Source organism: Rhodobacteraceae bacterium M382 (assembly GCA_025141015.1).
In the GTDB taxonomy this organism is placed as follows: Bacteria; Pseudomonadota; Alphaproteobacteria; order Rhodobacterales; family Rhodobacteraceae; genus Aliisedimentitalea; species Aliisedimentitalea scapharcae.
Genome location: CP081098.1, coordinates 700470 through 716299, shown reverse-complemented (window position 1 = coordinate 716299; position 15830 = coordinate 700470). Strand labels below are relative to the sequence as shown.

17 protein-coding genes are annotated in these 15830 nt (G+C 57.9%); 10 read left to right on the top strand and 7 right to left on the bottom strand.

Annotation, left to right across the window (positions count from 1 at the left end; genetic code table 11):
• Nucleotides 1-2: 2 nt before the first annotated feature.
• Nucleotides 3-1133: a DUF3095 domain-containing protein gene (locus K3727_03155; protein ID UWQ91819.1), complete on the bottom strand. Its 1131-nt coding sequence runs from the start codon at nucleotides 1131-1133 to the stop codon at nucleotides 3-5.
• Nucleotides 1134-1269: 136 nt separating this feature from the next.
• On the opposite strand from K3727_03155, the gene K3727_03150 reads away from it, so the two are divergent.
• The 3 genes from K3727_03150 (at nucleotide 1270) to K3727_03140 (ending at nucleotide 5309) form a co-directional block, all read left to right on the top strand.
• Nucleotides 1270-2442 (top strand): MFS transporter, encoded by a 1173-nt coding sequence (locus tag K3727_03150; protein ID UWQ91818.1) that lies wholly within the window; start codon nucleotides 1270-1272, stop codon nucleotides 2440-2442.
• A gap of 82 nt (nucleotides 2443-2524) precedes the next feature.
• Complete coding sequence (locus K3727_03145; GenBank protein ID UWQ91817.1) at nucleotides 2525-3547, top strand: aspartate-semialdehyde dehydrogenase; 1023 nt, start codon at nucleotides 2525-2527, stop codon at nucleotides 3545-3547.
• Nucleotides 3548-3665: 118 nt separating this feature from the next.
• Complete coding sequence (locus tag K3727_03140; GenBank protein ID UWQ91816.1) at nucleotides 3666-5309, top strand: mucoidy inhibitor MuiA family protein; 1644 nt, start codon at nucleotides 3666-3668, stop codon at nucleotides 5307-5309.
• Nucleotides 5310-5374: 65 nt separating this feature from the next.
• On the opposite strand, the gene K3727_03135 is transcribed toward K3727_03140, so the two are convergent.
• Nucleotides 5375-6025: a carbonic anhydrase gene (locus K3727_03135; protein ID UWQ91815.1), complete on the bottom strand. Its 651-nt coding sequence runs from the start codon at nucleotides 6023-6025 to the stop codon at nucleotides 5375-5377.
• Nucleotides 6026-6167: 142 nt separating this feature from the next.
• Here K3727_03135 and K3727_03130 point away from each other — a divergent pair, with 142 nt between their 5' ends.
• The 3 genes from K3727_03130 to K3727_03120 all read left to right on the top strand — a co-directional run bounded on the left by K3727_03130 (nucleotide 6168) and on the right by K3727_03120 (nucleotide 8852).
• Complete coding sequence (locus tag K3727_03130) at nucleotides 6168-6557, top strand: hypothetical protein (protein ID UWQ91814.1); 390 nt, start codon at nucleotides 6168-6170, stop codon at nucleotides 6555-6557.
• Nucleotides 6558-6642: 85 nt separating this feature from the next.
• Nucleotides 6643-8025 (top strand): leucyl aminopeptidase family protein, encoded by a 1383-nt coding sequence (locus K3727_03125; GenBank protein ID UWQ93254.1) that lies wholly within the window; start codon nucleotides 6643-6645, stop codon nucleotides 8023-8025.
• Nucleotides 8022-8852, top strand: coding sequence for a C40 family peptidase (locus K3727_03120; GenBank protein UWQ91813.1), 831 nt, complete (start codon nucleotides 8022-8024; stop codon nucleotides 8850-8852). Before K3727_03125 ends, K3727_03120 begins: the two co-directional genes overlap by 4 nt.
• A 98-nt stretch (nucleotides 8853-8950) precedes the next feature.
• On the opposite strand, the gene K3727_03115 is transcribed toward K3727_03120, so the two are convergent.
• The 4 genes from K3727_03115 to K3727_03100 all read right to left on the bottom strand — a co-directional run bounded on the left by K3727_03115 (nucleotide 8951) and on the right by K3727_03100 (nucleotide 12210).
• A complete protein-coding gene (locus K3727_03115) occupies nucleotides 8951-9295 on the bottom strand; it encodes a DUF2794 domain-containing protein (protein UWQ91812.1) in 345 nt (114 codons plus the stop codon).
• Between the two features lie 55 nt (nucleotides 9296-9350).
• A complete protein-coding gene (locus K3727_03110) occupies nucleotides 9351-9794 on the bottom strand; it encodes a hypothetical protein (protein UWQ91811.1) in 444 nt (147 codons plus the stop codon).
• Nucleotides 9782-10489 carry an ArsR family transcriptional regulator gene (locus K3727_03105; protein UWQ91810.1) on the bottom strand — a complete coding sequence of 236 codons (708 nt, stop codon included), beginning with the start codon at nucleotides 10487-10489 and terminating at the stop codon, nucleotides 9782-9784. Before K3727_03105 ends, K3727_03110 begins: the two co-directional genes overlap by 13 nt.
• 65 nt (nucleotides 10490-10554) lie before the next feature.
• The gene (locus tag K3727_03100; GenBank protein UWQ93253.1) at nucleotides 10555-12210 is read right to left on the bottom strand and encodes a DNA polymerase Y family protein; all 1656 of its coding nucleotides are present in this window, start codon (nucleotides 12208-12210) and stop codon (nucleotides 10555-10557) included.
• A 91-nt stretch (nucleotides 12211-12301) separates the two neighbouring features.
• Between K3727_03100 and K3727_03095 the strand changes: the two genes are divergently transcribed.
• Together K3727_03095 and K3727_03090 are read left to right on the top strand one after the other, a co-directional pair.
• The gene (locus K3727_03095) at nucleotides 12302-12760 is read left to right on the top strand and encodes a cytochrome c (protein UWQ91809.1); all 459 of its coding nucleotides are present in this window, start codon (nucleotides 12302-12304) and stop codon (nucleotides 12758-12760) included.
• Nucleotides 12761-12966: 206 nt separating this feature from the next.
• Entirely contained in the window at nucleotides 12967-13644 is a 678-nt protein-coding gene (locus K3727_03090; GenBank protein UWQ91808.1) for a hypothetical protein, read from the top strand.
• Nucleotides 13645-13689: 45 nt separating this feature from the next.
• Here K3727_03090 and K3727_03085 read toward each other — a convergent pair whose 3' ends face one another.
• Nucleotides 13690-14307 carry a TetR/AcrR family transcriptional regulator gene (locus tag K3727_03085; GenBank protein ID UWQ91807.1) on the bottom strand — a complete coding sequence of 206 codons (618 nt, stop codon included), beginning with the start codon at nucleotides 14305-14307 and terminating at the stop codon, nucleotides 13690-13692.
• Between the two features lie 129 nt (nucleotides 14308-14436).
• On the opposite strand from K3727_03085, the gene K3727_03080 reads away from it, so the two are divergent.
• A complete protein-coding gene (locus tag K3727_03080) occupies nucleotides 14437-15411 on the top strand; it encodes a rubrerythrin family protein (protein UWQ91806.1) in 975 nt (324 codons plus the stop codon).
• Nucleotides 15412-15590: 179 nt separating this feature from the next.
• Nucleotides 15591-15809 (top strand): hypothetical protein, encoded by a 219-nt coding sequence (locus tag K3727_03075; GenBank protein ID UWQ91805.1) that lies wholly within the window; start codon nucleotides 15591-15593, stop codon nucleotides 15807-15809.
• The last annotated feature ends 21 nt before the right edge of the window (nucleotides 15810-15830 follow it).

Here is a 15830-nt window from a genome sequence, read left to right as displayed (position 1 = left end):
CCTCAGGATTTCAACTGGGCCGCCGCCATGGTATATCCGCCGGCGGACCCATCCACAAAATGCACGTGGTCTTCGCGCACGGCCGAGGGCACGATGCAGGTTACCATCGCTTGATCCTGTTCATGCAGCCCATACCGGATCACACCGTCCTGTCGGGCCTGCTCCAGTGTCTCAACCAATCGATCCCGCGTGATATGATCACAATCCAGGGTCATCTTCAGCCCGTCGTCATATTTGCGAAAATCAGCGTTGCGGCTGATCCCTGCACGATAGTGCGCGGGATCGAAGGAACCCATGCGAATACCCAGCGCAAAAATCAGCCAGGATACAAAAGTCCGTCCCGCCAAAACCACCTTACGCAGGGCCAATGGCCACCGGGTTTGCATCGTATGTGCCTCGAGCGTGAACCCGGGAGGTGGGTATTGCAGGCCTGGTCCTTCCTGCGGCACGGGATGCCCTCCGCGATCCAATTGTTCTGCCAAACGAACAATCTGGTCGGCGACACGAACGAACTCTGCCTCATTTCCAGTTGGCTCGACCAGCAACGAGAGGATCAAATCTCGCTGGGCCGGTATGTTGGACCACCGGCAGGACAACCCGGTCAAATCAGGGGAAGTAAGCACAGCAGCAGGGGCCACTTCTATCATTCCAGATTTCATTTGCTGTTCCGCCCAGGACACCCCTCCTCCGGAAAACATGGCATAATCCACGCCTTCAGAAGCCGCATAGCGCACAACACGCACGTCATGCCCGGCCTCACGAATGTCGTGAACAGGAACCAAGGCCGCGCGCAACTCCATTTCGAATTCCTGTGGAACCCAGCGGCGCAAGGTTGCTAAAATCCTATTGGCAGTCTCGCGATCCGATGGTGCCACCGCAAAAGATGCCCCATCCCCGCCAAAGACATAAGGGAACGCTCGTCCGTTCAGACCGTTCATCATCGATGAAATGACCGCCGCACCGACCATGTTCACCGCCTTGTAACGACCGGCGGCAATCTGCCCGGTCGAATTCACGATGTCCGTAACTCCGACGACCCAGTCATCCGGCAAGGCCGTGAACCTGTCGGCACGGCTGAAACCAGCAAATTCAGGATCTGGGAGCAGGGTTGAATAAAACCCATCGTTTTCCATGTTTATTTTTCCAATCAGATTGCAGAAAAACCTAGCGCCCGCTTTGCGACAATCCAATGATGTGCCTTGCGATACACAGGCTTGTGTCTGCCCGTGTAACGTGCAACGCATGTCCGTCTGGACAAAAGAGGCAATCATGCAGGCTGGTTTAATCACGTTGTGTCTGGCGTATGTACTCAGCCAGTTCTTTCGCGCCTTTCTGGCGGTTCTTAGCCAGGTTCTGAAACAGGATCTGGGCACAGGGCCTGAAGATCTCGCCTTTGCATCCGGAATGTGGTTTCTATCGTTCGCCGCCATGCAATTGCCGGTGGGCTGGGCGTTGGATCAGATCGGACCGCGTCGCACGGCGGCAGTTTTGCTGATGTTGGGCGGTGCCGGGGGCGCTGCGTTGTTTGCCGTTGCGACAACTCCCTTGCATGTCAGCACTGCCATGTTCTTGATCGGGATCGGATGTTCACCGGTGTTGATGGCGTCCTATTATATCTTTGCCCGCCAATATCCTCCAGCGCGGTTTGCAACGCTGGCGGCGCTGATGCTCGGCGTGGGCAGCGCTGGCAATCTGGTCGCCTCCTATCCAACGGCGCTGGCTGCTGAATTGATCGGATGGCGCGGTACGCTTGCCGGTTTGTCGGTGATCTCGGCAGCAGTTGCGGTTGGGATCTGGTTCAGTGTGAAAGATCCCGGCAAAGCGGAAACCGATCAGAAAGGGTCCGTTCTGGATCTCCTGAAAATGCCGGTCATGTGGGCCATCCTGCCGTTGATGTTCGTGGTCTATGCCCCGTCCGGTGCCGTTCGGGGCCTGTGGATCGGTCCTTATCTAAGCGACGTCTACGGGTTGGACACCGCCCAGATAGGCACCGCGACGCTGATCATGGGGGCCGCGATGATTGCAGGCACCCTGTGCTATGGCCCGTTGGACCGAATGCTGGGTACCCGCAAATGGGTTATCTTCGGCGGCAATGTGCTGGCCGTTGTTCTGTTGGCCCTGCTGATCGTTACCATTGATCAGTCGGTGACCCTATCGGTGGCGCTGATCGCCGGAATTGGATTTCTGGGTGGATCATTTCCGGTCATCATCGCCCATGGCCGGGCCTTTGTGCCGCCTCATCTAACCGGACGCGGTGTAACATTGCTGAACCTGTTTGGAATCGGTGGTGTGGGAATCATGCAGTTCGCCAGTGGGCGCATTCATGAAACCACGTCGGGCGTTGACCCTTCCGCACCTTATCTGGCCATTTTTGCCTTCTTCACGGCCGCTTTGGCGGCAGGATGCGTGATATATATGTTCAGTCGCGACAGTATGGACTGATCAAACACTTTAAATACAGGTCCAATCGCTATATGGAACCGCAGCCGGTCATATCGACCGGCGGTATCTGGAGATAAAGAATATGGGTTATCGCGTCGCCGTCGTCGGCGCCACGGGTAACGTGGGCCGTGAAATGCTGAACATCCTGGCCGAGCGCCAGTTTCCGGTGAATGAACTTGCCGCGCTGGCAAGCCGTCGTTCGCTGGGATCTGAGGTGAGCTTTGGCGAAAAGACACTCACGACCCAGGATCTCGATACCTTTGATTTCACGGGATGGGACATGGCATTGTTTGCCGTGGGCTCCGAAGCAACCAAGGTTTACGCTCCCAAGGCAGCAGCAGCTGGCTGTGTTGTTATCGATAACAGCTCGCTCTATCGCTATGATCCGGCCATTCCGCTGATCGTGCCCGAGTGCAACCCCCAGGCAATCCACGAATATGCCAACAAGAACATCATCGCCAACCCCAACTGCTCGACCGCGCAGATGGTTGTGGCGCTGAAGCCGTTGCATGATCGGGCCAAGATCAAACGCGTTGTCGTGTCCACCTATCAGTCGGTTTCCGGCGCGGGCAAAGAAGGCATCGACGAGCTGTGGGATCAGACCAAATCGATCTACAATCCGACCGATGACAAACCGGCCAAGAAGTTCACCAAACAGATCGCATTCAACGTCATTCCTCACATCGACGTCTTCATGGAAGACGGCACGACCAAGGAAGAGTGGAAGATGGTCGCCGAAACCAAAAAGATCATTGATCCTGCGATCAAAGTTACGGCCACCTGCGTGCGCGTTCCCGTGTTTGTCGGCCATTCCGAAGCCGTGAACATCGAATTCGAAGACTTCCTGGATGAAGATGAAGCCCGCGATATCCTGCGCGAAAGCCCCGGTATCATGGTGATCGACAAACGCGAAGACGGTGGCTACGTGTCTCCGGTGGAATGCGTTGGCGATTTTGCGACTTTCATCAGCCGCATCCGTCAGGACAGCACCGTTGAAAACGGTTTGAATCTGTGGTGCGTGTCGGACAACCTGCGCAAGGGTGCGGCGCTGAACGCCGTTCAGATCGCCGAACTGCTTGGCCGCGAAGTTTTGAAAAAGGGCTAAACCCCGGCCGGACATCATCGGCACAAACTGACCAATAGCGGGGCACCCAATCGGGTGCCCTTGTCATTTGATCTATCGCTTGTCACGCTTGCCCCGTATTCAATTTGAGGCAGGTTCCATGCGCTTTTCCCTATCCCTGATCGCCCTTGTGGCTGCTTGTCCGTCTTGGGCTGACACCATCCCGGTCCTCACCAAGGTGACAGAGGTGACGATGCACCCCGACAGCGCCGCGGTATCACGGATAGCCTCTGTTCAGGTTCCTGCTGGCAAACATCGGTTGGTCTTTCAGGGTGTCCCAAACAGTGCGCATGAACAAAGCCTGCGGATCGACCTGACCGGTGCCCGACAAGTCGGCACCATATTCCGCAACGAATATACCCCGCCGCGTGACACCAGCTCTCCCGAAGTGGATGCCGCGAAAGCACGTCTGGAGGACATCAAGGAGCGTATTCAATCGGTCCGAGATGACGCCGACCGGGTCAGGTTGGCCGCCAACGCCGCGGATGTATCTTTGGACTTTCTGAAGCAATTGGGCGAAAACGAAGGCCTGGCAGACGCTTCGCCGGAGACATTGCGCCAAATTGCGCAGATGATCCAGGGCGAAGCAATGACTGCGTCAGTCACGGCATTGGACGCCCGGATTGCAGCCCGTCGGGTAGAAACCCGCCTTATGGAGCTGAATGAGGAACTGGCCGATGCAAACCAGGCGCTAGCTGCATTGGATCTCGAAGACGACGACCGCCTGTATATCGCTGTCGAAATCGACGCCGCCGCTGCGGGAGAGGTTCAAGTGGACCTGTCCTATCTGGTCTTTGGTGGCACCGAATGGGTGCCGGTCTATGATCTCAACCTGACGACTGGCGACACACCGCGGCTGGATATTCAGCGAGATGCCTTTGTCAGTCAAAACACGGGCGAAAACTGGTCTGATGTCACGTTGCACCTTTCGACCACCGAAGCGATCGGTGCCACCGATCCCTCTTATCTGGACACCACCCAACGGTACATCGTCGATCCACAGCAACCGGTGCGCAAGGCCGCGTCCTCTGCATTGCTGGCAGACAGCTATGATGGCGCGCCAGAACCCAGCGTCGAGGCCTTGGTCACGGCAAACGAAGAAACCCCCATCTGGAGCAAGGTAAGCGGTCCGGGTGTAACCTATACCTACCACGAAAAAGTCTCTGTCGCCTCGGGGGCCGATGTGTTGCGATTGGAATTGGACAGCCTGTCCGAAAACGTCACGGTTACCGCCCACGCAGTGCCGCTGCGCGATGTCACAGCGTTTCGCATGGCCAGCTTAACCAATACCTCCGGTGAAGAATGGCTGTCTTCCCCCTATGCCGCCCGGTATGTGGACGGGTATCTGGTGGGGGATGACAGCTTCCAGGGATTGGCACCTGGGCAAGAGGTCCACATTGGGTTTGGTCCCATCGACGGATTGCGCCTGACGCGGGACATTCTGAATCGGAACCAGGGCGACCGTGGCATTCTTTCCAAATCCAACCAAAAGGCCGAACAGGTCGAAATCAAAATCGAAAACCTGACGGGCAGAACATGGCCCATGCAGGTGGTAGACCGGGTGCCTTTTTCAGAACAGGAGGATCTGGAGATCAGCTGGACCGCCGTCCCGCGACCCAGCCAAGAAAACTGGGAAAACCGTCGCGGAATTCTAGCCTGGTCATGGGAAATCAAACCGGGAGAAATACGGAAAATCAAACTCAATACGTCCATAAACTGGCCAGATGGGATGGTATTGCGTTGATGTCGGATGGATACAAAAGGTCGAAAAATCAAGCCGCCCAGAAGGCGGCTTGAAGATCGAATTTCTTAAACTGGATGGAACATCTGGGCGGTGGGGTCATAGCATTCCAACCCACCTTCGCCGATGTCCGTCCACAACCCATGCAGGCTGAGCGAACCTTCTTTGACCGCATCCGCGACAAACGGAAAGGTCATCAGGTTTTCCAGCGATGCCACAACGGCCTGACGTTCGAACTGGCGGGCCTGAGCGTCGGCATCTTCGATGTCGCGTACCAGATCGAACTTTGGTTTGAGAATGTCCATCCAGCGACCGACAAAGCTTTCGCCCGATTCCAACTGGGGCGCGTGCCCTTTGCACATGTCGATACACCCTTGGACGCCGCCGCATTGCGAATGCCCCAACACGATCAGATTTGCCACTTTGAGCGCGGTAACTGCATATTCGATTGTTGCGGACGTGCCGTGGTGATCCCCATCCGGCTGATAGGGCGGCACCAGATTGGCGATATTGCGGTGAATAAAGAATTCGCCCTGATCCGCCCCGAAAATCGACGTGACGTGCACGCGGCTATCACAGCAAGAGATCACCATCGCGCGCGGGTGCTGACCTTCTCGGGCCAGTGTTTTGTACCACGCTTGATTGTCCTTGTAAGAAGTCGCTTTCCACCCGTGGTAACGGGTCACAAGATACTTTGGCAAAGGTTTAGCAAACTGCATGTCAGGTTCCGTTCGTTTCATCCCGAGAGTAATTAGCCTGTATTGATACAAAATTCGAGCGATTTGATCACCTGCTTGGAAACCTTTTGAAAACTTGTCGCCCCCAAAACTGAGGACGCCGTGGGGGCATTGAATACTTGGGGTGAACGTGGTGCCAACAATTCTAGCACTTTTGCAAAACGAACCTGTCCGTCTGGATTCTGACCAACTGGGGGTTCTCTATCGACAATTAGGCGAAACCGGCGCGCAAGATGTGATTTGCCGCGCAATCGAGGAACTGGCCGTGCGTCTGTCGCACTGTGAGCGCCTGTGGCGGCAACATGATGTGCTGCAACTGCGCAAAAGTGCACGGTCCCTGGTTGCGATTTCGGAACAAATCGGGATGAGCGCGCTTGCTCGGGTCGCGACCGATGTAACCCGGGCGATTGACGCCGAGGATGAAGCGGCCGTTGGCGCGACCCTGTTTCGTCTGCTGCGGATCGGCGAACGCTCGCTAACTGCAGTCTGGGATCTACAGGATTTGTCAGTCTGATGCCTCCCTGACACGAGGGGGCTTGCAGGTGACACCATGAAGACTACTCTGGGTATCGAGTTGCAATAAACAGAGATCTTTCATGATGCCGAATACATTTGCTCCCTCGTCGGAACAGGCCATTCCACTGCATGTTCTGGAATGCTCTGCAGTTGAAGCCTTTGTGTCTCGGCAGGACGATTCAGTCGCCAGCTGGGTGGCAAGCAACGGGTTCACCGGTGCACAGGGTCAGGCCCTGTTGATCCCCGGACCTGATGCGCGTCCGATCATGGCCTTGGCCGGATATGGCACAGCGACACAGCGCAAACGCAATCGCTTTGTCCTGTCCGCAGCGGTTTCGAACCTGCCAGAGGGAATTTATGAAATCGCGTCGGGCCTTGCCGACGAGGACCTGATTGCGGAATGTTATGGTTGGTTGATAAATTCCTATACCTTTGACCGCTACAAGCCCCAGTCCGGTTCCAAGGCGCAATTGGTTGCGCCCCGGGGAGTCGATACGGCCAGGGCCGAGGCCATGGTTTCAGCGGAGCGCCTGGTCAGGGATCTGATCAACACACCAGCGTCCGACATGGGACCTGAAGAGCTCGCAGCCGCGGCGCAATCTCTGGCCACCGAACATGGGGCCGATATTGATATCGTCACGGGTGATGACCTCCTGGACCAGAACTTCCCAATGATTCACGCCGTCGGGCGGGCCTCACCCCGCGCTCCACGTCTGATCGACATGCGGTGGGGCAGCAGTGGGCCAAAGCTGACGCTGGTCGGCAAGGGTGTCTGCTTTGACACTGGAGGGTTGAACCTGAAACCCGGCGCAAGCATGGGGTTGATGAAGAAAGACATGGGCGGAGCCGCCAATGTTCTGGGTCTGGCACACATGATCATGAGCCTCAACTTGCCGGTTCGGCTCAGGGTCTTGATTCCCGCAGTTGAAAATTCGGTTTCTGGCAATGCTCTTCGGCCCGGCGATATTCTGACATCGCGCAAGGGTCTGACTGTCGAGATCAACAACACCGACGCCGAAGGGCGTCTGGTTCTGGCAGATGCGCTGACGCTGGCTGACGAGGACAATCCAGATCTGCTGATTTCCATGGCGACCCTGACAGGGGCTGCCCGTGTCGCCGTCGGGCCCGACCTGGCCCCTTATTTCACCGATGATGAAACGGTCTCCACTGCGCTGATGTCGGCGGCTGGACGGGTGGCGGATCCGATGTGGCGGCTGCCGTTTCACGACGCGTATGAAACGATGGTAGAACCCGCTCTGGCCGATCTGGACAATGCCCCCAGCGGTGGCTTTGCCGGGGCAATCACCGCCGCGCTGTTTTTGCGCCGCTTTGCAGGTGACAGCCGCTACATCCACTTTGATGTTTACGGCTGGACTTCAAGCCCAGGCCCCGCGCGCGCCAAGGGCGGTGTAGGCCAGGGTCCACGCGCCATACTTGAGGCCCTGCCCGAGATCCTGAAGCTGTGAAAGATCCAAGACGCACCCCCGCGAATGACCGCATTGTTGCGATGCATCTCGCGCAGGATCCCATCGGCACACAAAAGCCAACCACAGGAATTGAGGCACAGATTGCGGTGTCTGTGGTTGATCTGATGCGGCGCGTTGGTGGTCCAAGGGATCGCCAGTTGCTGATGGGCGATGCGATCACGGTCTATGAGGAACGGGACGGCTGGGCCTTTGTTCAGGCAGCCAAGGACGATTATGTCGGATACATCCCGACGTCGGCTTTCGGAGCTACCGAAACCGTTACCCATTGGGTGTCAGCCCCCGCAACGCATCTGTACGAACAGGCGGATTTCAAGTCGCAGGATTTGTGCGGGCTGAGCCTGGGCAGCCGGGTTCGGGTGCTGGGTCAGTCGGGCCGGTTTTACAGAACGCCACATGGGTTTGTCCCGATGACCCATATTTCATTGTTAGAGAAAACCAGCCGTGATCCGGTTGAGCTGGCCCAGACCTACTTGGGTACGCCTTACTTGTGGGGCGGGAACAGTCGCTGGGGGATTGATTGTTCCGGGCTTGTACAGATGGCCTGTCTGGCCAGTGGGATTCCCTGTCCCGGCGACAGTGATCAGCAGGAAACTGAGCTGGGGTATCTTCTCGCGCCGGACACGCCACCAGAGCCGGGAGATCTGTTGTTCTGGAAAGGGCATGTCGCCTGGGTCAGCGATGCCGACACTCTGTTGCATGCCAATGCCCATCATATGGCGGTGACCTTGGAACCCTTGACAGCCGCCATCGCCCGGATCGCGGCTCAGGGGGATGGGCCAGTGACTGCTCACAAACGGCTGAAGTGAGCATTTGGATGCAATACCGAGCAATTTGAAGTGTAACATATTCCGGGCGACCAGAACGCTATGCTATTCCGGCCCTTCGAACTGCATCGGTTGTCGTCTCAGTCCACGGCGCGGATCAACTTGCGCTCGAGCACCCTCAGGACGGTTTTCAGGTCATGACCTCGTTTGAGGATCTGACCATCCATACCGACAACCGAATACTGCCCTTGGCGATTTCTCAGCTTGGGGTGTTTTTCAATGCGGTACAGGGGGAATTCGGCCGTGCGCCGAAAAACCGAGAATACGGCCATATCCCGCAGACAGGAAATGCCATAGTCGCGCCATTCACCGGCAGCAACCATACGTCCATACAGTGACAGGATCACAGCCATTTCACGGCGGTCAAAAGCAACCTGAAAGGGGATGGAGGGAGACGAAACAGGTGTTATCTGTTGAAAGCTCATACTCCAAGGGTTGCCGCAATCGCCTTGCAAATCAAGTCTTTTGACGGAAACTCTCCTATTTTCCGCGATGTGGTGCAGGAACCCACTCCTGGGGATCACCGTTCCAGAAGCGGTTCGGGTTGTCCTCATCCATGCCCCGGTTGTGCCGGGTTCGGGTCGCATCAATCAGCTGGATGACCGGTTCTTCATAGGGGTGCACGTCATAGATCGCCCGCAGGATCGGCTCTAGATTGGCTCCACGCGCGCAGGTGAACACCTGCAGCTCGACGCAGGCCACCTTTATCGCGTGATCGGTCGGAGCATTTACCCCCTTGGGCAGAGACCGGAACTGCTGTTGCCCTGGCTGGGTGGTAAAGCTCACCTGATCATAATCGCCCCAAGGCAGGATATCACGGGACAGGATAGCTTGCAGCACCCGGTCGGCTGCCTCTTGCGGGACCTGAACCAGAATGTGAGTGCCGGTTTCGACGGTAAACCGCTCGGATTTCAAATCATGCATGACGCACTGCTTTCTTTCGGTGGGTCGGGATCAAGTCCCATAATCTGTGCCAGCGCCTGTTTGCCGGCGCGGGTCATCAGCAAGCCACGCTTGTAGGGTTGGTGTTTGTACCATCCGACCTTCAACCCATGGGTCATGAGTTGGCCCCCCAATGGGCCCGCAATATGTGGCTTGCGTTCCGTCCAATCCAAACAGGGGCGGGCAAAGGGCTGCCGCGCCGGCCCGTCGGGCAGGCACACCCCCAGTTTCGCCCACTGTTCAGAGGGAACGGCCCTGTATCCGCCGCTGTCAGGTATCAGCATACCTTGGGTCAGAAACGCCTGTGCCAGCGCCACGGCCACCGGCCCGGCCAGATGATCGTAGCAGCTGCGCAAAGGCGCAAGCGCCCCGGCCTTGCGCAGCTGTGCCCGGTGCAAACTGTCCATCGGAGTAAGTGTGGCCAGTTGTTCGAGCGCCAGGGCCACTTCGGGTCCGGCAATCCGGTTATAGACACAGCGACCGCTCTTTTCCGCGATCACCAACCCGGCCTGTTGCAACAGGCGCAGATGCGCAGTGGCCGTCTGGGCGGTGATCCCTGCGGCGCTGGCCAGCTCCTTGTTGGTATAGGCCCGCCCCTGCATCAGCTCACACAGCATCCGGTTGCGGCTGCTATCGCCCAGGGCCTGTCCCATGATATCAAAGCGTGGTGTTGTCATGGGAACAGGGTAACCTGCGTGACGTCGGATGCCCAAGGGAAACGCTTCGCCCTCGGACGAAGCGTTCAGGCAAACCGGCCCTGGCAGAACCACCCTGACGACACCGCCCCACCATGGGCGTAAAACAACCACAGCCGTTCGTGGCACGCGGTCAACACCACCCAGTAGTCCCGCACCCCGCTGCGCCAGTTGGGGTCCTCCAGCCACCATTCTGGCGCAATTCGTTCCGGCCCCTGCGCTTCGGCCAGATTCCAATCGCGTCCCCGCCAGCGAAACCGGGGCGGGATCGTGCGGATGTCTGGGGCCTGAACGACCTCGGGCGTCCACAGCAACAATGGGCGCGGACGCGGAGCTGTTGGCCAATTGGCAGAGGGCACCGACCAGGCCGCGGCCATCACCTTGGCCGTTTTTTCGGGGATATGGGTATCGACCGGGTGCAGCCGGGTGATCGCCTCGAGCCCGACCCGTGCCCCCATCCGTCCGATCAGATCATCAAGCAATGTATTGCCTTCCAGGCGTTCCCTGACGGCCTGACCCGCCTGCAGATGCCCGACCTGGGTGCGTTCGTGAATCGGTTCCACCTGCACCGCGATCAGACGCAGCATGTCTATGCCGTATCCGGCGTCAATCTGCTCCAGCTTCATCTCCAACAGTGGGCGGATTCGATGCGGGTCGCGCAGCGGGCGGGCCAGGCCCACCTCGACCCTCTCGGCCACTTGATCGGTACGATGCGCTTCGAGCCGCAACAGCCGCGCGCCCTTGCCCTTGTCTTCGAGCAGGGCGCACAGCCGGGGCAGAAGCCGGTCGATCCCGGCCATCAGATCCTCGACCAAGCCGATCGGCTCGGGCAGGGTCAGCCGCACCGCAAAAACATCCGGCGCGCGGGCCGGAGAGACCGGTTCAGGCGCGCTGCCCATCGCCTGATCCAAACGCTGCACCAATCCGCGCCCGAACCGGCGGGCCAGGGTTGCACGTGGCTGTCCCAGCAGGTCACCGACCCGGCGCAACCCCAGCCGGTTGAGCTGGGCCACGGCCGTGGCCTCCAGCCGCAGCGCCGCCACCGGCAGCGGGCTGAGCGCGCCATAGGTTTGCCCCTGCCCCGCAATCCGCGCCACCCCCTGTGACAGGGGCACCGTCTGTGGCGCGGCACCGCCCCGGGTCCAGTGTTTGCGCTTGACCGCGCGCGACCGGGTGGCACGGGCCTCCTGCTGAATGGCATCGCCAGAACGGTCTGATCCGGCCCCCACCCCGGCATAACGGGCCAGGGCCCATGCGGCACCCAGCGTATCGGCAATGCCCATCTGCACGCTCAGCCCCATATCGGCGCAATCCTGTTCGATCTGCGCCAACAGCGTCTCTTCCCCTCCGAACAGATGCGCACAACCGGTCAGATCCACCACCAACCCATCCGGTGCCTCATCAGCCACCCAAGGTGAATATTTACCCGCCCAGCGCCGCAAGATCCCCAGAAATGCGGTTTCCGCCGGGCCGTTGCGATTGCGCGTCAACAGGTGAGCACACATGGCATGGGCGTCACGCAACGGCTGACCAACCTGCAAACCTGCGGCTTCGGCTGCGGTATTTAACGCGGTGATAACCTGAGTGTTGGATTGTTCTTCGACCACAGCCAAAGGACCGGCAAGCCCACCACGTTCGGCACGCATTACCCGCTCCGCTCCCAACCGGGGAAACCATAATGACAAAATACGGCGGCGCGACATCGGAGACCCACATGTGCTTTTGTAAATGTTCACATTTTGTTCTTATACCTGACTCGCCCTGCCAGAGTCGAGCCAAACCGGGTTCGCACCCATGCGCCTGATACCGCGACTAATCATTCTGGCCCTGATTCTGGTGGCATCAATCGCGCCAGCCCAAAACCGCGTGGAAAATCGCCACGTCGCGCAACGGATGCAGCTCATGCAGACAGGGCGGGCCGCTGTGGATGTGCTGACTGGAATGATGAGCAACCGGATCCGATTCGACAAACCCCGCGCACGGGCCGCGCGCAAATCCCTGATCAAGATGACCGACGCGATTCCCAAACATTTTCGAAAACGCCGAACTGACCCGCTGTCGAACGCCAAAATCACGCTGTGGATCAACTGGACCGATTTCAAATATCGGGCCAAGGGCGCCAACAAGGCGGCCCGCGCACTGAACGCGCGATCTCAAAACGGATTACGTCGTACCCTGCCGGTCCTGATGCGGGCTTGTCTGTCTTGTCACAAGGCCTATCGCGAGGACCGCAAGATGGTCAAAACCCACTAATCTGGGGGACATCCATCACAGTATAAGAACAACCAACACAACACGCGCGACCTGCCAGCAGGCATTCGACACGCAATGTAAACGAAGCCAAGCAATTTACATTGTCTCTGCATAGAGTACACGGGGCAATCATTGGTTGAGTAATTGTGCACATGCCCCCGAAAAACTGCGAACTCTCGCCGCTCCAGTCATCCAGAAGCGTCAGGATGGTACTCCTGTTCTTTCTGCTTTTTGGTTTTATTGCCAACACAAAGGCCATGTGGGCGGACGAAAGCCCCTATTGCCACGACACCGAACCGCTCGCACCAAATGGCGTCGTTCTTCGTATGGGTGAGCGATACTACCGCACCTGTGGGTTGTGGAGTGACAACATGCCCTGGAGGCAATTCCGATTGGACATGAACCCGGATCTGATCCCGGATCTGTATTCGCGCTACTCTCCGACAAACCTTAGCGTATATGAAAATGTTGACGGAATTGACCGCATGGCGAACCAGATGAAACCAAAGATCGCCACTGGAACACGGTTTTTTGGAGGCCTTGAATACCAAAGCCATGAATCCAAAGTGATTGGCCCAAACGGGAAACGAAGCAGCGGCATCTACATTTTCTTTCCAAAGGAAGGGGATCAACGCGGCATCCCCGAACATTGGGTGAACTGCGCCGGTTGGGGACGTATTCGATCCGACACCCTAACCTGCCATGTTCAAGTAAATGTTGGTGCTGTTGTCGGAACGCTATTGTTTATCGGGTCGGATCAGCGCGGGTTTGACTTTGTCGAACATTTTCCCGCGTTCGCCCAGGACATCGTTCGCGTCCTTGAGGTTGCCGACGTGACCGACGAACTGGATGATCTGGAAGGGGAAATCGATATTGTTGAGTGAAGGTGCCTTCCGACCCTAGGGTCAATTGTGGGCAGGCAGCCCCCTTCAAACCCCGTAACGCGCCATAAAGGTATCGACAGCCCCCTGCGCAAAGCGGTTTTTCTCTTCCTGCGAGAAATCGCGCTCATGCATGAATATCGCGCGCAGCATCCACCCGGCCTTGCACAGCTCGGCAAACTGGTCGGCCGCCAGCGATATATCGTTGATCTTCAATTCACCCCGGTCCCGCGCTCCCTCGAGGTATTCCTCCAGATGCGCCTTGAGCACCAACGGGCCGCTTTCATAGAACTCTTGTCCCAACTCCGGGAACCGCTCAGATTCAGCCACACAAATCCGGAACATCTGGACGCTGAATTCGGACAGGATGATCGCCATGATCCGGTGGGCCGTCTCAAACAACACCTTTTCGGGCGAACAGGTGGTTTCCACCAATTCATCCGCCTCACAGGCCTGACGTTCACATTCGGTACGCACCACTTCGCGAAACAACAGCCGCTTGTCCGAGAAATAGCTGTAAAGCGTTGCCTTGCTGACACCAGCGGCCCGCGCGATATCATCGACACTGGCCCCTTCGAACCCGTCGGCCATGAATACGCTGCGCGCCCCCTCCAGCACCTGGTCGTACTTTCGGCCCGTTTTCACGATGCGCGTTTGCTGATTCATGCGACCCCCTTTGTCACTGACCCATTGAACTTAAACCGGAGTGGTAACCTTCAACAACAAGAATACTTGGGCTTGCCTCTACCAGCTGCAATGCTAATCTTAGAACAGTTCTAAAGAGGCAGGATACATATGCGTTTTTTCTCGCACCGCAAGCGGTTTCGCGACCTGAGTGAACAGGAGGTCATCGCACTGGCCATCTCATCCGAAGAAGATGATGCGCGCATCTATCGCGGTTACGCCGAAACGCTGCGCCAGGACTTTCCTTCCACGGCCAAGATTTTTGACGGTATGGCTGTCGAAGAGGACAGCCACCGCGCCCAGCTGATTGCCCTACACGAGGCCCGGTTTGGCCCGACCATTCCATTGATCCGGCGTGAACATGTGGCAGGTTACTATGCACGGCGACCCGTCTGGTTGGTGGAGAATCTGGGGTTGGATCGGATCCGCGAAGAAGCGGTGACCATGGAAAAAGACGCCGAACGATTTTACACAACTGCCGCAGCCCACAGCAAGGACGCGCAAACCCGCAAGCTTCTGGGTGATCTGGCTGCAGCCGAAGCCGGCCACCAATCGACTGCCGATAACCTTGCCCACACCCATCTGACCGAAGAAGGCGTGGACGAAGAGAATGCCACTGCACGGCGCCAATTCATCCTGACCTGGGTGCAGCCCGGGCTGGCCGGGCTCATGGATGGATCGGTTTCGACGCTGGCACCTATTTTTGCCACGGCCTTTGCTACGCAAGATACATGGACCACCTTTCTGGTCGGCATTGCGGCATCGGTTGGAGCCGGAATCTCCATGGGGTTCACCGAAGCCGCATCAGACGACGGCGAACTGTCGGGACGCGGATCGCCCGTCAAACGCGGCTTTGCCTCGGGGATAATGACAACGGTCGGGGGGTTGGGCCACGCCCTGCCCTATCTCATCACAGACTTCTGGACCGCGACGACCCTGGCCGGGATTATCGTGTTCATCGAACTTTGGGCCATTGCCTGGATTCAGAACAAATTCATGGAAACCCCGTTCTTCAAGGCCGTGTTCCAAGTGGTTCTGGGAGGGGCGTTGGTTCTGGCGGCCGGGATCCTGATCGGCAGCGGTTAGGTTCTCAACCCCGCCATCCGGGTGATCACAAAAAGGATCGGGCCTCGTCAGCCCGTCCTCTATCCCAGCCTCCCCGGATCAATGGCAAAGAATGCCCGCCGGCACCGGGAGAGCGATTGTGTGAATGTGATATGTCACGGTCCCGGACGGGTGCCCCAAAGGATCTCCCACACGGACCTGTGACTATCCAGATCGTCAAACGCAGTCGCGGCGTATTTCCCAGACCGATCAATGCCCGCCCAGCAATAGAACCGCTGCTAGACAATCTGGGCTTTGCCAATGATGATATGGGCAAAGCCGGTCGGTTGACGATTGATCTAAAGACGTATTGGCGCGTGTCCATCCATGTGTTGAAGCCGAGATGGACCAAGGCGCTGAAGACACCGATGCGGCCCTGATCGCGAAAAAATTCGGAACCG

Bases quoted from the DNA above. Each gene is read 5' to 3' on its own strand.
- K3727_03090 (UWQ91808.1), top strand. From the start codon at position 12,967: ATGGTACTCCTGTTCTTTCTGCTTTTTGGTTTTATTGCCAACACAAAG.
- K3727_03140 (UWQ91816.1), top strand. From the start codon at position 3,666: ATGCGCTTTTCCCTATCCCTGATCGCCCTTGTGGCTGCTTGTCCGTCT.
- K3727_03095 (UWQ91809.1), top strand. From the start codon at position 12,302: ATGCGCCTGATACCGCGACTAATCATTCTGGCCCTGATTCTGGTGGCA.
- K3727_03110 (UWQ91811.1), bottom strand. From the start codon at position 9,794: ATGCATGATTTGAAATCCGAGCGGTTTACCGTCGAAACCGGCACTCAC.
- K3727_03105 (UWQ91810.1), bottom strand. From the start codon at position 10,489: ATGACAACACCACGCTTTGATATCATGGGACAGGCCCTGGGCGATAGC.
- K3727_03155 (UWQ91819.1), bottom strand. From the start codon at position 1,133: ATGGAAAACGATGGGTTTTATTCAACCCTGCTCCCAGATCCTGAATTT.
- K3727_03150 (UWQ91818.1), top strand. From the start codon at position 1,270: ATGCAGGCTGGTTTAATCACGTTGTGTCTGGCGTATGTACTCAGCCAG.
- K3727_03135 (UWQ91815.1), bottom strand. From the start codon at position 6,025: ATGCAGTTTGCTAAACCTTTGCCAAAGTATCTTGTGACCCGTTACCAC.
- K3727_03145 (UWQ91817.1), top strand. From the start codon at position 2,525: ATGGGTTATCGCGTCGCCGTCGTCGGCGCCACGGGTAACGTGGGCCGT.
- K3727_03115 (UWQ91812.1), bottom strand. From the start codon at position 9,295: ATGAGCTTTCAACAGATAACACCTGTTTCGTCTCCCTCCATCCCCTTT.
- K3727_03080 (UWQ91806.1), top strand. From the start codon at position 14,437: ATGCGTTTTTTCTCGCACCGCAAGCGGTTTCGCGACCTGAGTGAACAG.
- K3727_03085 (UWQ91807.1), bottom strand. From the start codon at position 14,307: ATGAATCAGCAAACGCGCATCGTGAAAACGGGCCGAAAGTACGACCAG.
- K3727_03125 (UWQ93254.1), top strand. From the start codon at position 6,643: ATGCCGAATACATTTGCTCCCTCGTCGGAACAGGCCATTCCACTGCAT.
- K3727_03100 (UWQ93253.1), bottom strand. From the start codon at position 12,210: ATGTCGCGCCGCCGTATTTTGTCATTATGGTTTCCCCGGTTGGGAGCG.